Source organism: Brachymonas sp. J145 (genome assembly GCF_036312245.1).
In the GTDB taxonomy this organism is placed as follows: Bacteria; Pseudomonadota; Gammaproteobacteria; order Burkholderiales; family Burkholderiaceae_C; genus Brachymonas; species Brachymonas wangyanguii.
Map to the genome: position 1 here is coordinate 67650 of NZ_JAZDCI010000010.1, position 15022 is coordinate 82671.

At 64.3% G+C, this 15022-nt stretch carries 14 protein-coding genes; 4 read left to right on the forward strand and 10 right to left on the reverse strand.

Annotation, left to right across the window (positions count from 1 at the left end; all coding sequences use genetic code 11):
• Positions 1-71: 71 nt before the first annotated feature.
• Together V1261_RS09500 and pmbA are read right to left on the reverse strand one after the other, a co-directional pair.
• On the reverse strand, positions 72-491 hold the full coding sequence (locus V1261_RS09500; RefSeq protein WP_329771496.1) for a hypothetical protein: 420 nt from the start codon (positions 489-491) through the stop codon (positions 72-74).
• The gene (gene pmbA / locus V1261_RS09505) at positions 491-1888 is read right to left on the reverse strand and encodes a metalloprotease PmbA (RefSeq protein WP_329771497.1); all 1398 of its coding nucleotides are present in this window, start codon (positions 1886-1888) and stop codon (positions 491-493) included. The genes V1261_RS09500 and pmbA overlap by 1 nt, the downstream gene beginning before the upstream one ends.
• A gap of 50 nt (positions 1889-1938) precedes the next feature.
• On the opposite strand from pmbA, the gene yjgA reads away from it, so the two are divergent.
• Together yjgA and V1261_RS09515 are read left to right on the forward strand one after the other, a co-directional pair.
• Positions 1939-2604 (forward strand): ribosome biogenesis factor YjgA, encoded by a 666-nt coding sequence (gene yjgA / locus V1261_RS09510; RefSeq protein ID WP_329771498.1) that lies wholly within the window; start codon positions 1939-1941, stop codon positions 2602-2604.
• Positions 2605-2667: 63 nt separating this feature from the next.
• On the forward strand, positions 2668-4149 hold the full coding sequence (locus tag V1261_RS09515; protein WP_329771499.1) for a FecR domain-containing protein: 1482 nt from the start codon (positions 2668-2670) through the stop codon (positions 4147-4149).
• A gap of 20 nt (positions 4150-4169) precedes the next feature.
• Here V1261_RS09515 and cysE read toward each other — a convergent pair whose 3' ends face one another.
• The 4 genes from cysE to V1261_RS09535 all read right to left on the reverse strand — a co-directional run bounded on the left by cysE (position 4170) and on the right by V1261_RS09535 (position 9417).
• On the reverse strand, positions 4170-4940 hold the full coding sequence (cysE, locus tag V1261_RS09520) for a serine O-acetyltransferase (RefSeq protein ID WP_329771500.1): 771 nt from the start codon (positions 4938-4940) through the stop codon (positions 4170-4172).
• Between the two features lie 37 nt (positions 4941-4977).
• Complete coding sequence (locus V1261_RS09525) at positions 4978-5736, reverse strand: RNA methyltransferase (protein ID WP_329771532.1); 759 nt, start codon at positions 5734-5736, stop codon at positions 4978-4980.
• A 2-nt stretch (positions 5737-5738) separates the two neighbouring features.
• Positions 5739-8408 carry a DNA mismatch repair protein MutS gene (gene mutS / locus V1261_RS09530; protein WP_329771501.1) on the reverse strand — a complete coding sequence of 890 codons (2670 nt, stop codon included), beginning with the start codon at positions 8406-8408 and terminating at the stop codon, positions 5739-5741.
• An 85-nt stretch (positions 8409-8493) separates the two neighbouring features.
• On the reverse strand, positions 8494-9417 hold the full coding sequence (locus tag V1261_RS09535) for a LysR family transcriptional regulator (protein WP_329771502.1): 924 nt from the start codon (positions 9415-9417) through the stop codon (positions 8494-8496).
• Positions 9418-9578: 161 nt separating this feature from the next.
• Here V1261_RS09535 and V1261_RS09540 point away from each other — a divergent pair, with 161 nt between their 5' ends.
• Positions 9579-10118 (forward strand): VOC family protein, encoded by a 540-nt coding sequence (locus V1261_RS09540; RefSeq protein ID WP_329771503.1) that lies wholly within the window; start codon positions 9579-9581, stop codon positions 10116-10118.
• Positions 10119-10128: 10 nt separating this feature from the next.
• Positions 10129-10779, forward strand: coding sequence for a maleylacetoacetate isomerase (gene maiA / locus V1261_RS09545; protein ID WP_329771504.1), 651 nt, complete (start codon positions 10129-10131; stop codon positions 10777-10779).
• A gap of 120 nt (positions 10780-10899) precedes the next feature.
• On the opposite strand, the gene V1261_RS09550 is transcribed toward maiA, so the two are convergent.
• The 4 genes from V1261_RS09550 to V1261_RS09565 form a co-directional block, all read right to left on the reverse strand.
• Positions 10900-11793: an inositol monophosphatase family protein gene (locus tag V1261_RS09550; protein ID WP_329771505.1), complete on the reverse strand. Its 894-nt coding sequence runs from the start codon at positions 11791-11793 to the stop codon at positions 10900-10902.
• A gap of 152 nt (positions 11794-11945) precedes the next feature.
• The gene (locus V1261_RS09555) at positions 11946-12713 is read right to left on the reverse strand and encodes a DUF4136 domain-containing protein (protein ID WP_329771506.1); all 768 of its coding nucleotides are present in this window, start codon (positions 12711-12713) and stop codon (positions 11946-11948) included.
• A 224-nt stretch (positions 12714-12937) separates the two neighbouring features.
• Positions 12938-14656 (reverse strand): cation acetate symporter, encoded by a 1719-nt coding sequence (locus V1261_RS09560; protein WP_329771507.1) that lies wholly within the window; start codon positions 14654-14656, stop codon positions 12938-12940.
• Entirely contained in the window at positions 14653-14982 is a 330-nt protein-coding gene (locus tag V1261_RS09565) for a DUF485 domain-containing protein (RefSeq protein WP_329771508.1), read from the reverse strand. Before V1261_RS09565 ends, V1261_RS09560 begins: the two co-directional genes overlap by 4 nt.
• Positions 14983-15022 lie beyond the last annotated feature (40 nt).

The window sequence follows — 15022 nt, forward strand, 5'->3', positions numbered from 1 at the left end:
CCCTGCCCGCTCCCAGTAAAATGGCAGACTCGCGGGTCTGCCATTTTCATGCGGCGTAGGCCACTGCTGGCTCAGCGCACATTCGGGCGGCGGAACCAGTCCCAGCACCAGAACGCCAGGAACAGCACCAGCCAGATGCCGCCAAACGTCATGGCATTGGGCGGCAACGCCACCAGCGGCGCACCACAACTGACGCTGGCCCTATCGCCCAGCGCCAGCGACAGCAGCACCGGGAACGGCATCACCGAGATGATCTCGCAGGCCAGGATCGCCGGCGACAGCAGGAAGGCGACCAGGCCGGCGCGCAACAGGCTGCGCAGCACCGGACCCAGGCGACGCGTCAGCCACCAGCCGAGGGCAATCAGCAGCAGCGCTGCCAGACCGTACAGCCACAACTCGGGCGGCGTGTGCCAGGCATCGTTGGAAAGCTGGAACGCCAGCTTCGGCAGCGTGCCGTCGGCGACGATCAGGGAAGGCCCGGCGTCCTGCATCAGTTGCCTGCCACTTTCATGCGGTTGATCAGGATTGAGCCGGTGGACTTGGCACCGGTGGTGTAGACGTCGGCACCAATTGCCTCGATGCCCTTGAACATGGTCTTGAGGTTGCCGGCGATGGTGATTTCCTGCACCGGAAAGGCGATCTCGCCGTTTTCGACCCAGAAACCGCTGGCGCCGCGCGAATAGTCACCAGTGACGTAGTTGATGCCGTGGCCCATCAGCTCGGTGACGAACAGGCCGGTACCGAGCTTGCGCAGCATCTCGTCGAGGGTGTCGGTCGCCTGGGTGCGCTTGCTGTGGAAGGACAGGTTGTGGCTGCCGCCGGCATTGCCGGTGGTGCGCATGCCGAGCTTGCGCGCGGTGTAGGCACTCAGGAAATAGCCCTGCAGCTTGCCCTGCTCCACCACCAGGCGGCGCTGCTCGCGCACGCCTTCGTCATCGAAGGGACTGCTACCCTTGCCGCGCAGCACGAAGGGATCTTCGAGGATATCGATGTGTTTCGGGAACACCTGCTTGCCCAGACTGTCGAGCAGGAAGCTGCTTTTGCGGTATTGCGCGCCGCCACTGACCGCCTGCACAAAGCTGCCGAGCAGGCCGGCAGCGAGTGGCGATTCGAACAGCACCGGGCATTCGATGGTGTCGATCTTGCGGCCGCCCAGGCGGCTCAGCGCGCGCTCGGCGGCATAACGACCCACCGCGCTGGCGCTGGCCAGTTCGTCCGGATGGCGCATCGAGCTGTACCAGTAGTCGCGCTGCATGGCTTCACCCTTGCCGGCAATGGGGGCGACGCTCAGCGTGTGGCGCGAGCTGGCATAGCCGCCACGGAAACCGTGCGTGTGGGCGCTGAAAAAGTGGCTTTGCTGTGCCGATACCGCCGCGCCCTCGCTGTTGCTGATCTGCGGATCACAGGCAAAGGCCGCCTCTTCACAGGCCAGTGCCAGTTTGGCGGCAGCGTCGGAATCGATGCTCCAGGGGTGGAACAGGTCGAGATCACGCATCTCGGTCTCCACATCCTGCTCGTCGGGCAGGCCGGCAGCCGGATCCTGCGCCGTGTAACGCGCCACATCGTAGGCGGCCTGCACCGTCTGCTCGATCGCCTTGCGCGAAAAGTCCGAGGTGCTGGCATTGCCGCGCTGCTGGCCCAGATAGACCGTGACGCCGAGCGACTTGTCGCGGTTGCGCTCGACGTTTTCCAGCTCGCCACGGCGCACCGAGACCGACAGGCCACTGCCTTCGGAGGCTTCGGCACCGACATCGGTGGCGCCGAGTTTTTTCGCATGGGCGATGGCGAGGTCGACCAGCTCCTCGAAATGGGATCGGCTATAGGCAAAACCGCTCAGGGGCTGATCGGCTGCGGCAGAAAGACGGGGCGCTTTGGCTTTGGTTTTCATATGGGGAAGTATCATACTGGCCTATTGCCATGCTTACCGGATAACCACTCATGTCACGCAAACCCAAACGCGGCTATTACGTCCGCGGCCAGTTCGTTGCCGAAGGCAGCGAGATGGACCTGGAGCTCAAACGCCAGGCCAAGGGCGATACCGATACCAGCAAGACCGACCTGAAGCGCGAGAGCGAGGCTCTGCAGCAGCTCGGCCAGGAGCTGCTCAATCTGCGCGCCGGCCTGCTGAACCCGCTGGAGCTGCCGGATCGCCTGCTGGAAGCACTGAAAGAATACAAGCGCATTACCAATTTCGAGGGCGGACGCCGACAGATGCAGTACATCGGCAAGCTGATGCGCCAACTGGACGAGGAAGATGTCGCCGCCATCCGCGCAGCCCTGCAGGTACAGCGTGAAGGCAGCGCCAGCGAAATCGCGCTGCTGCACCAGGCCGAGCACTGGCGTGATCGCCTGCTGGATGCGGGTAGGCACGATGCCGCCTTGTCCGAATGGCTGCTACAGTATCCGGATACCGATATCCAGCAGCTACGCGCGCTGGTGCGCCAGGCGCGCAAGGACGCCGAAGCGGCGGCGAAGCAGCCTGCCGGCGCCGCACCGCGCCAGGCACGTGCCTACCGGGAACTTTTCCAACTGCTGAAGGCCCAAATGACGACCGCAGTTGAGCCTGACGCAGCCCCCGGAGAGCCAGAGGCTGACCAGGAATAATCCACCTGGCAGCCACCGGCCTTCGCCTGTGATCCGATTCACCTCCAGACTGACGCTACCACCATGATCCACGTCTCCCGATCTTCTGCCAGCGCCAGCCGCTCCCGCCGGCTACGGCCCGCCTCCCTGCCCCGACTGTCTGGCGTGGCTGGAAGTATCGGGTTCTGTCTGGCCCTGCTGGCTGCCGGCCCGGCCCTGGCGCAGGCCAGCATGCCGGTGCCCAGCCACGTGGTACAGCGTGGTGACACGATCCAGAGCATCAGCAAGCGGCTGGGCATCGCGGCCAGCCAGTGGGAGCAGGTGGCGCTCTACAACAAGTTGCCGGACGGCGGCAAGCTGCCGCCCGTGGGCACCACCGTGCGTCTGCCACTGCAACTGCTGAACTTCACGCCAGCCAGGGCGCATGTGATCACGACGGTAGGCCATGTTCAGGTGGGCGGGCAGTCGATCCAGGCGGGCGTACGGCTGGGAGAAAACGCGCGTATCCAGACGCTGGCCAACAGCTCGGCCATGCTGGAGCTGAGTGACGGCTCCCGCGTGCAGCTGATGCCGCATTCGGTGGCGGACATCGTGGAAAACCGCCATTATCCCGTGCGCAATGATTCCGGCCAGACCGTGAACTGGTTTGCCAGCAAGCTGCGTCTGGCCCAGGGTGCGCTTGAAGCCGCCGTGCAAAAAGTATCTCCGCGCGCCAAGCCGCTGGAAGTGGAAACCGCTACCTCGATGATTGGCGTGCGCGGCACCCGCTTCCGTGTTGCCAGTGCCGACCCGTATGTACGCGCCGATCGTGCCGAGGTGCTGGAAGGCATCATCAACAACGAGAACACCTGGAAAGACACGGAAATCCTCGTCCATGCCGGGGAAGGCGTGGTGGTAGACCCGAACCAGGGCATCATGCAGGCAATCCCGCTGCTGCCCGCACCAGATCTGGCAGCACAGCAGGCACCACTGTTCATGCCGGATGCCACCTGGACTTTTCCGGAACAGCCGGAAGCGCGCGCCTACCGCGTGATCGTGTCGCGCGATGCGCAGCACGTGACCACCCAGCGCAGCGAACTGCTGGCCGGCCCGGCCATGGACATGAACGTGCTCGGCGAAGGCCTCTGGTATCTGCGTGTGCGCGCCGTGGATGCGCATGGCCTGGAAGGCCGGGACGCCTTCACACGCCTGCAGGTCATAGCCGCTCCCAGCCTGCTGGACCAGGCCTCGGTCTACCAGGAAGGTCCGGATTTCCAGCCCGTGCTGCGCTGGAGCCGCGTGCTGTTCAAGCAACCCCAAGAACAGCAGATCCGGGAAGTACCGTCTCAGGTCAGCGCCCAGCTGTTCCACGATGCGGCACTGCGCTCGCCCGTGGGGGAGCTCATCCAGGGCCAGACACATGAGGCCGTGCTGCCGCGGATCGGCGCCGGCACCTACTACCTGCGCGTGACAGCCAGCCATCCGCAATTGCCGGAAACCGAGCAACAGACCTATGTGCTGCGCTGGGCTGGTGATACCCGTATCCAGGGCTACCACACCTTGCTGGACTACCTGCCGCGCGGCTGAGGCGCGACAGGCGTTGACCGTCACATTTCGTCGTCGATCAGCTTGCTCAGCTCTTCGGGCGTGAGACCTTCGTGGCGCGGAGCCTCCTTGGGCATGGCCTCGGCGCAGGGCAATTGCTCGGCCAGCTTGGCCACGGCCTGCCACAGCAGCTCGATCTGCTGGTCCTGGCCGGCGGCATTGTCGACCAGGCCACGCATGGCGAGGCTGAACGGATCGTCTTTTTGCGTGACGCCATAGGCGCTGAAACGGCCGGAACTGGTCTTGGGCTTGCCGTCATCGGGATGGATGATGCGCGCAGGGTTGCCGACCGCCGTGGCACCAGCCGGGACCGGCTTGGTGACGACGGCATTGCTACCGACCTTGGCGCCATCGCCGACGGTAAAGCCGCCCAGCACCTTGGCTCCCGCCCCCACGACCACGCCCTTGCCCAGCGTCGGGTGACGCTTGGTGCCCTTGTAGAGCGAAGTGCCGCCGAGCGTGACGCCGTGGTAGATGGTGCAGTCATCGCCGATTTCGGCGGTTTCGCCGATCACCACGCCCATGCCGTGGTCGATGAAGACGCGCTCGCCGAGTTGGGCTGCCGGGTGGATCTCGATACCGGTGAGAAAACGCCCCCAGTGCGAGATCCAGCGTGCCAGCCAGGTCCAGTTCTTCTTCCAGCAGACATTCGCCAGACGGTGCAGCTGCACCGCGTGGAAACCGGGGTAGGAGAACAGCACATCCCACTGGCTGCGCGCCGCCGGGTCGCGCTCCAGGATGCAATCGATATCGGACTTGATGCGTGCAAACATGTCTGCAGTGTACAACCAGCCAGTAAACTGATCGGCGTCAGGGCTTGCGATCTTGCAGCCGCTGCTGCATCTTGCGTGCAATGCCGCGCAGGATATGGATCTCCTCATCGTGCAGGCCGGCGCGGTGGAACAGCTGCTGCAGGCGCGGCATCAGCTTCTTGGGCGCGGCCGGATCGAGATAGCCGATCTCGGTCAGCATCTGCTGCCAGTGTGCCAGCATGCCTTCGATCTGGCCTGCATCGGCACGGCGCGCCTCACTGACCGACGGTGCCTCGGTCACGGCAAAGCCGCCAAGTGCCTGGCGCCATTCGTAGGCCAGCACCTGCGCCGCCGAGGCCAGGTTGAGCGAGCCGTAATCGGGACTGGTGGGGATGCTGAGGCAGGCGTGGCAGCGGTAGACCTCCTCGTTGAACATGCCGTAGCGCTCACTGCCAAACACCAGCCCCAGGCTGCGCAGCGGCGGCTGTTCGGCACTGCCCTGCTGCTGGCGTACCAGATCGGCAAAGTGCGTACGCGGCTCCACCGTGGGCGGGCCAAAATCACGCGGTGTCATGGCGGTGGCGCACAGGTGCTCGATGCCGTCCACGGCCTCTTGCCAGCTCTGCACGATGCGCGCCTGACGCAACACATCGTCAGCACCGCTGGCACGCTCCAGCGCCTCGATGCGCGTCAGCACGTCGGGCCAGCGCGGCTGCACCAGCACCAGGTCGTCAAAACCCATCACCTTCATGGCACGCGCCACGGCGCCGACGTTGCCGGCATGGCTGGTGTTGAGCAGGATGAATCGCGTCTGCATGCTCATGCCCCGGCCTTGTCCTGCAGCTCTTTCAGCGCATAGAGCGCCTGCAGCGCCTCGCGCGGGCTCATCGCATCGGGATCGAGCTCGCGCAGCGCCAGCTCGACCTCGGCCGGCTCACGGCTGGCCTCTGCCACCAGCAGTTCGGGCGGTGCCGTGAACAGGTCAATCTGGTGCTGCTGCTCCTGCTGTTGCGATTCCAGCTGCTGCAACACATGGCGCGCATGGTGGATCACCGCTGCCGGCATGCCGGCCAGCTTCGCCACCTGGATGCCATAGCTGCGGCTCGCCGGGCCAGGCTGGATCGCATGCAGGAACACGATGTCCTGGCCCGATTCAGTGGCGCTGACGTGCACGTTGACCGCCGCATGGTGCTCGCGCGGGAATTCGGTCAGCTCGAAATAGTGGGTGGCGAACAGGGTCAGCGCCTGCGTCTTGTCATGCAGCTGGCTGGCAATGCCGCCGGCCAGCGCCAGGCCGTCAAACGTGCTGGTGCCGCGACCAATCTCGTCCATCAGCACCAGGCTGTTGGGCGTGGCGCCGTGCAGGATCTGCGCTGCTTCAGTCATTTCCAGCATGAAGGTGGATTGCGCGTTGGCCAGGTCATCGGCCGCGCCGATGCGGGTGAGGATGGCATCGATCGGGCCGATGCGTGCGCTGGACGCCGGCACGTAGCTGCCCATGCCGGCCAGCAGCACGATCAGCGCCACCTGGCGCATATAGGTGGACTTGCCGCCCATATTGGGGCCGGTGATGATCTGCATGCGCTGCTTCGGCGACAGGCGCGTATCGTTGGCGATAAAGCCGGCACCGGTAGTTTCCATCAGGCGCGATTGCACCACCGGATGACGCCCCGCCTCGATCTCGATGCAGGGCTCGACGGCGAACACCGGTGCGCACCAGTCCAGCGCCAGGCTGCGCTCAGCCAGCGCACACACGGCATCCAGCGTGGCGAGTGCGCCCGCCAGCTGCTGCAGGTCGGCGATCTGCGGCTGCAGCTGCTCCAGCAGCTGCTCGTACAGCCACTTCTCGCGCGCCAGCGCCCGGTCCTGCGCTGACAGCGCCTTGTCCTCAAAGGCCTTCAGTTCCGGCGTGATGAAGCGCTCGGCATTCTTCATGGTCTGGCGGCGCTGGTAATCGTCTGGCACCTTGTCGAGCTGGCTGCTGGTGACTTCGATATAAAAGCCGTGCACGCGGTTGTACTGCACGCGCAGATTGCTGATGCCGGTACGCTCGCGCTCACGCTGCTCCATCGCCAGCAGGTATTCGGCGCTGCGCGTCTGGATGCCACGCAGCTCGTCCAGCTCGGCGTCAAAACCTTCGGCGATGACGCCGCCGTCTCGGATATTGACAGCCGGCTCAGGCTGAATCGCCTGCTGCAGGCGATCGAGTACGCCCGTGGGCGGCTGCAGCTGGTCGGCAACCTGCTGCAGCAGCACCGGCTGATCGCTCACGGCATCCAGTATGCGCAACAGCTGCGTACGCAAGCCCTGTGCCTGGTCCAGCGTGCGCAACAGGCCGGCCAGCTCACGCGGGCGGCTCTGGCGCAGCGCCAGCCGCGCGCTGATGCGCTCCACGTCGCTGGTGCCATGCAGGGCGGCGCGCAGGTCACGCAGGCCCTGCTCGCGCAGCAGCGCGATGGCATCGAGCCGCTGCTGCGCCTGCAGGCGATCGCGCTGCTGTTGCAGCATCCAGCCGCGCAGTGCCCGGCTGCCCATGCCGCACTGGCAGCTATCGAGCAGGCTGAACAATGTCGGACTCGGCTCGCCACGCAGCGTGAGCGTCAGCTCCAGGTTGCGCTGCGTCGTCAGTGGCAGCTGCACCAGGCTGTCATCACGCTGCACCTGCAGATGGTGCAGATGCGTCATGGCGCGGCCCTGGGTATGTTCGGCGTAAGCCAGCAGCGCGGCGGCGGCGGCATGCGCCTGCACCACTTCGTCGGCCTGCCAGGCATTCAGGTTGGGCGATTGCAGCTGCTCGGTCAGCTTGCGCAGGCCCAGGCCGCTGTCAAAGGTAAACGCCGGACGCTCGGTAACGATGAAGCGCTGCATGGCACCGTGCTGCTGCCATTGCGCCAGCTGCTGTTGCAACGCCTCGCTGGCATCGGCGCTGTACAGCACTTCCACCGGCTGGATGCGGCTGATCCACTGCGGCAGCTCGTCCGGCGTGCATTCGGCCAGGCTCATGCGGCCCTGCGTCAGACTCATCCAGGCCAGGCCGATGCTGCGGTTGCGGCTGATGCGCGCCGGCACCTGCAGCGCCAGCAGCACGGCTTCGGTCTTGTCGCCCAGCAGCTCGGATTCGGTCAGCGTGCCCGGCGTCACCACGCGCACCACCTTGCGCTCTACCGGCCCCTTGGCCGCACCAACCTCGCCGACCTGCTCGCCAATCGCTACCGATTCGCCCATCTGGATCAGCTTGGCCAGGTAGTTGTCCAGCGCATGCACCGGCACGCCAGCCATCGGAATCGGCTGCCCAGCCGACTGGCCGCGATTCGTCAGCGTGATGCCGAGCAGGCGCGCGGCCTTGATCGCGTCGTCGTAGAACAGCTCGTAGAAATCCCCCATGCGGTAGAACAGCAGCGTGGTCGGGAAGTCCACTTTCATCGAAAAATACTGCGCCATCATGGGCGTGTGGCCGGGTAGCTCGGCGATGGCAGTCACGGTCGTCATCGGTCTGGAAAATCCTGGTGTGTGGCAAGTCTCAGGCGCTGGCGGGCCTGCTTGCGGAATCCTGCATTGTAGGTGTCGCCACCGCTCAGAGCCAGCCGCGCTGCTGCAGCTGCGCCATCTGCTGCGCGATCGCCTCGCGCAGGTGCGCCAGCATGGCCTCGGCTGCCGGCGACAGCGTGCGCCCCTTGCGCGTGAACAGATACACGCCGCGCCGGATCACCGGCTCCTGCAGCGGCCGCAGTTTCAGCCCTTGCTGCTCGACCAACTCGGCTGCATACGGCAGGCAGACCGTGACACCAAGGCCGGCTGCCACCATTTTCAGCGCCGTCGCCATGAAGCTGACCTCGTGCGCCGGCTTCAGCCCCAGGCCGCGCCAGGTAGCGCCCAGGTCCTGCGACAGCCGCTCGGTGAACTGGCCCTGCAGCGTGATCAGCTCTTCGGCGATCAGGTCTTCCCAGCGCAGTTTGGCGCGTGCCGCCAGCGCATGTCCGGCCGGCAGCGCCGCCAGAAACGGCACCTCGAACAGCAGCGTCGCCTCGATGTCCGAATTGGGCTCGCGTTCTGGGCCGATGCCGAAATCGACCTCACCGGCAAACACGCGCGACACCACCGTCTCCACCGTACTGTCCAGCAGGCGCAACTCGATCTGCGGATGCTGCTGACGGAAGCCGGCCAGCATCGGCGGCAGCCAGGTGCTGGCCAGCAGCTGCGGCACGGCCACGCGCACCAGGCCGCGCTCCAGATCCTTGAGCTTGCCGACTTCAGCCATCACCGTATCCAGGTCGTCCAGGATCTTCTGCACCAGCGGAAACAGCTGGCTGCCGACATCGGTGAGGCGGATGCGGCGCGTGCTGCGATCAACCAGCCGCACCTGCAGCGCCCGTTCCAGATCCCGCATCAGGCCGCTGAGTGCCGATTGCGTGATGTAGAGGCTGTCAGCCGCCAGCGTGAAGCTGCCATAGCGCGCCACGGCGACAAAGGCGCGCAACTGCCGCAGGGAAACATTCATTGGAAAATCTGATAAATGGATGAATAAATACTGTTTGCATGATAAATCAGTCTCGCGTCCAATACACCCAGGGCCGCACAGATGGCCTCCATTCCAGGAGACAAGGGCATGCACGCCGGGCTCCACCCACTTTTTTCATCCGATTTCACAAGGAGCTCCCCATGAGCCTGATCCAGCATATCCACCACGTCGCCTACCGCTGCAAGGACGCCAAGGAAACCGTCGAGTGGTACGGCAAGCACCTCGACATGAAATTCGTGCTCGCCATCGCCGAGAACGAAGTCCCCTCCACCAAGGCCCCGGATCCGTACATGCACGTGTTCCTGGACGCCGGCAATGGCAACATCCTGGCCTTCTTCGAGCTGCCGACACGCCCCGAGATGGGCCGTGACGAAAACACCCCGGCCTGGGTACAGCACCTGGCGCTGAAGGTCGATTCCCTTGACACCCTGGTCAAGACCAAGGAGCGCCTGGAAGCCGCCGGCATCGAGGTACTGGGCCCGACCGAACACACCATCTTCAAGTCGATCTACTTCTTCGATCCCAACGGCCACCGCATCGAACTGGCAGCCGACACCGGTACGCCCGAGATGTACAAGATGCTGGACGAGGTGAAGTGGGACATGCTGAACGAGTGGGCCGAAACCCGCCGTGCGCCCGAGCATGCCCGCTGGATGCACGACGGCAGCGCCGCCCACTAAGCCACGGCCCATGAGCAAGCTCTACACCTACTACCGCAGTTCGGCGGCCTACCGCGTCCGCATTGCCCTGAACCTCAAGGGCATGGCCTGGACCGCCGTGCCGGTGCACCTGGTGAAGGACGGCGGCCAGCACCGCAGCGACAGTTACCGCGCCACCAACCCGCAGGCGCTGGTACCCTCGTTCGAGCTCGATGACGGCAGCGTGTTGACGCAATCACTCGCCATCATGGAGTACCTGGACGAGACCCAGCCCGAACCGGCCCTGCTACCGGCCGATGCGCTGGGCCGCGCCCGCGTGCGTGCCCTGGCCCAGGCGATTGCCTGTGACCTGCACCCGGTGAACAACCTGCGCGTGCTGCAGTACCTGAGCCAGGAGTTGCAGATCACGCCCGAACAGAAGGACGCCTGGTACCGCCACTGGATCGCTGTCGGCCTGCAAGGTCTGGAAGCGCTGCTGGCAAACAACCCTGCCACCGGCAGCTTCTGCCACGGTAACACGCCGAGCATTGCCGATTGCTGCCTGGTGCCGCAAATCTACAACGCACGCCGCTTCAACTGCCCGCTGGACGATTACCCGACGATTCTGCGCATTGTCGCTGCCTGCGAAGCGCTGCCGGCGTTCCAGCAGGCCGCGCCCGAAGTACAGCCTGACGCCGACTGAGCCCACGCGGGCCGTCATCTGCCCACGCCTGGCCTGCTCTCCCTGCAGCCAGGCGTTTTTCTGGCGCAAAAAAAGCCGCTTCCGGAGGGAAGCGGCTGTCGTGCCAGCGCTGATCAGCAATCAGGCCTCGGCATCGCCTGCAGCGTCTGTCTCGGCCTCGGCGGCAGCAGCCTGCTGCTCGGCCATGCGCTCACGCATGGCTTCCTCGCCGTAACGGCTGTACTGGTTCAGCATGCCCACCATCAGGCCATAGATCTTGGGGTTGGCGGCCAGGCACTCCTGGCTGAACAGGAAATCGGCCTCGCCAGTAAAGTTGCCGACCAGGCCACCGGCTTCCTGCACCAGCAGGCTGCCCGCGGCCACGTCCCAGGGTTGCAAGCCGGTTTCAAAGAAACCATCGCTAAAACCCGCCGCCACGTAGGCCAGGTCCAGCGCGGCCGCGCCCGGACGACGCACGCCGGCGGTCTTCTTCATCATGTCGGTGAACATTTGCATGAACTGGCCGTAGTCCTGGCCCGGGCGGAACGGGAAGCCGGTGGTAACCAGGCAGTCGGCCATGCGGATGCGCTTGCTGACGCGGATACGGCGATCGTTCAGGAAAGCACCACGCCCACGCGTCGCGGTAAACAGGTCGTTGCGGCTGGGATCGTAGATCACCGCCTGCTCCATCTTGCCGCGCACAGCCAGCGCAATGCTCACGCAGTAGACCGGAAAACCGTGGATGAAGTTGGTGGTGCCATCGAGCGGGTCAATGTACCAGACGAAATCGCTGTCGGGATTACCATGCGCCTGACCGGTTTCTTCGGCGAAAAAACCATGCTGCGGGTAGGCGGTATGGAGGGTATCGATGATGGCGTGTTCGGCCTGCTGATCCACCTCGGTCACATAGTCATTGACCTGCTTCTGGCTCACGCGGACGGACTCGATGTCCAGGGAGGCACGGTTGATAATGGCGCCAGCGGCGCGCGCAGCCTTGATGGCCACATTGAGCATGGGGTGCAGGGTAGATGACATGTGAATTGTGAACAAGAGCAGAACAGAATGGCCGCTGTCGATGCAGCGCCATCGGGAATCGTGCAATTTTACGTGAGCGCGCCGAAATCTGCACCCCCGGCGTCGCCTGCACCCCACAGACGACCGGAGTATCGGGAGCCGGGCTGGCCTGATCAGGGGCGTGCGACAGCCGCAGCAGGCCTTGCAGCCGGCACCCGTTTGGCACCGCTATCGGCATCAAACTCGATCTTGCGCGTCTGGCCGTTCTGGCCCGGAAAGCCATCAAACGCGGATTGCATGAGATAGGGCATGAGCGACGGCAGCTGCACCGGATTGCCGGCATATTGCGCGGTCGATTCGAACACCGCCGGAGCTGCCGCACTGCCCTGCTGTTGCGCCCGGTCACGGATACGCACCTTCAGGCTGTAGGTGTGCAGCGGCTGGCGCACCAGCTGTTCGGTCAGGTACATGCCACCCCAGGCACCGCCCAGGCCGCCATCTTCCCAGTGGTCCCAGGGACCAAAGCCCGGGCCAAAGTTGTAGCCCGGCCAGCCCCACCATGGCATGTCACGGTAGACCGGACGCGTATATTCGATGATCTCGCGTTTCAGCGTCACGCCCATGTCGGCCTCCAGCCGCGCCGATTCCGGCCTGGCGGCCGGCACCAGCCCCTGCGCCTGCAGCGCACGCGACAGCTGATTCTCATAGGTCTGGCGTTCCAGCTCGCTCAGTTCCAGCGTACCCGGCTGCGGGTTCTGCACGATGGTGTAAGTAGCGCCACGCGTATGCTGCGGCCACTGGTTGAAGTTGGTAACCTGGGTGCTGAAGGTGGTGCTGCAACCGGCCAGCAAGGCGACGCCGGCGGCCAGCGCAATGGCCGTCAATGGCCGGCGCGCTGCGGCAACGGTCTGGTGGGAATCGGTATGAACGGACTGCGTCATGGCCATGCTCCTGTCAATGCTACGGCCAGCCATCCGTGGATGACCAGCCGGGCAGGAATCTCCTGCCTTGTGTTTCATTCTTGCAGGATATCGATACCATCGCCAGCAAATAGTTCACGCCGACTGGCGCTTCGCGGCAAGGTCCGGACGAAAAAAAACCGGGCTGGAACAGCCCGGCAAATCAGGCGGCCCTTGCGGGCTCGCCTGGGTTGCAACTGGTGCAATTAGTGGTCAGACGCCTTGGCAGCACCCAGACCGGTTTCGGAACGGATCTGCTGGGCCGGGAACGCAGCGCGCTCCTTGGCAGCCTGCTTGCTGTTGTCCAGGATGGAGAACAGCCAGATACCGACAAAACCGATGGTCATGGAGAACAGGGCCGGCGAGGTGTAGGGGAACAGCGCGGAACCCTTGGGGTTGCCCAGCACGGCTTCCCACACCGACGGCGACACGATGGTCAGCGCGACGGAGGAGATCAGGCCCAGGAAGCCACCGATCACGGCACCCTTGGTGGTCATGTTCTTCCACATGATGGACAGGAACAGCACCGGGAAGTTGGCAGACGCCGCGATGGCGAAGGCCAGGGACACCATGAAGGCGATGTTCTGACGCTCGAACAGGATGCCCAGCAGTACCGCGATGATGCCCAGGGCCACGGTGGTGATACGGGACACGCGCAGTTCAGCCGCGTTGTCGGCATTGCCCTTCTTGAACACGGTAGCGTACAGGTCGTGCGACACGGCGGAAGCGCCGGACAGGGTCAGACCCGCCACCACGGCGAGGATGGTCGCGAAAGCCACGGCAGAGATGAAGCCGAAGAACACGTCACCGCCTACCACTTCAGCCACCAGCACCGCAGCCATGTTGGCCGTACCGGCACCGCCCTTGATCACGCCCTTGGTCGTGTCGGCAAAGGTCGGGTCGGTCAGCACCAGGGTGATGGCACCGAAACCGATGATGAAGATCAGGATGTAGAAGTAGCCGATCCAGGTCGTGGCCCAGGCCACGGACTTGCGTGCTTCCTTGGCATTCGGCACGGTGAAGAAACGCATCAGCACGTGCGGCAGGCCGGCGGTACCGAACATCAGCGCCATGCCGAAGCTGATGGCAGAGATCGGATCCTTGATGAAGCCACCCGGGCCCATGATGGACAGGCCAGTCTTGGCAGCCGCTTCAGGCGTGGCACCACCGGCTTGTGCGATGGCAGTCTTGACCTGGACAGCGTGGCTGAACAGGGCTTCGGGGCTGAAGCCATACTTCATCAGCACCATGAAGGCCATGAAGGTCACGCCGGACAGCAGCAGCACGGCCTTGATGATCTGCACCCAGGTGGTCGCAGTCATGCCGCCGAACACCACATAGGCCATCATCAGGATACCCACGATGATCACGGCAATGATGTAGTCCAGGCCGAACAGCAGCTTGATCAGCTGGCCGGCACCCACCATCTGGGCGATCAGGTAGAAGGCCACCACCACCAGCGTGCCGCAGGCGGCAAACGCACGGATCGGGCCCTGCTGGAAGCGATAGCCGGCCACGTCGGCAAAGGTGAACTTGCCCAGGTTGCGCAGGCGCTCGGCCATCAGGAAGGTAATGATGGGCCAGCCGACCAGGAAGCCGATCGAGTAGATCAGGCCGTCGTAGCCGGTTGCCATCACGGCAGCAGAAATGCCCAGGAAGGAGGCCGCAGACATGTAGTCGCCGGCAATCGCCAGACCGTTCTGGAAACCGGTAATGCCACCACCGGCGGTGTAGAAGTCGGACGCCGACTTGGTGCGGCCAGCCGCCCACTTGGTGATGCCCAGGGTGGCGACCACGAACACGGCGAACATGATGATGGCAGTCCAGTTGGTGGCCTGCTTGGCGGTTTCGCCTACGTCACCACCGGCCGCCAGGACGGTACCCGCTGCCAGCAGCGAGCCCAGCGCAAGGGAGATTTTTTTCATTTGCTGGCTTCCTTCAGGATCTCTGCGGTGATGGCGTCGTACTTGGAGTTGGCACGACGCACGTAGATGGTGGTGATGATGATGGTGAAGACGATCACACCCATGCCCAGCGGAATACCCAGCGTGGTGACGCCAGTGCCGATCGGCTGTGCCAGGAACTCCTTGTCAAAGGCGATCAGGGCGATATAGCCGTAGTACACGACCAGCATGATGATGGCCAGCGTCCAGCCGAACTTGTTGCGTTCTGCTTTCAGCGCCTGATACTTCGGGTTGTTGCTGATCTTCTGGATGATTGGATCATTTGCAACGTTGGGATCACTACTCATGGGTATGTCTCCTTGTTGATGAGGGATATGGGCTGCGTTA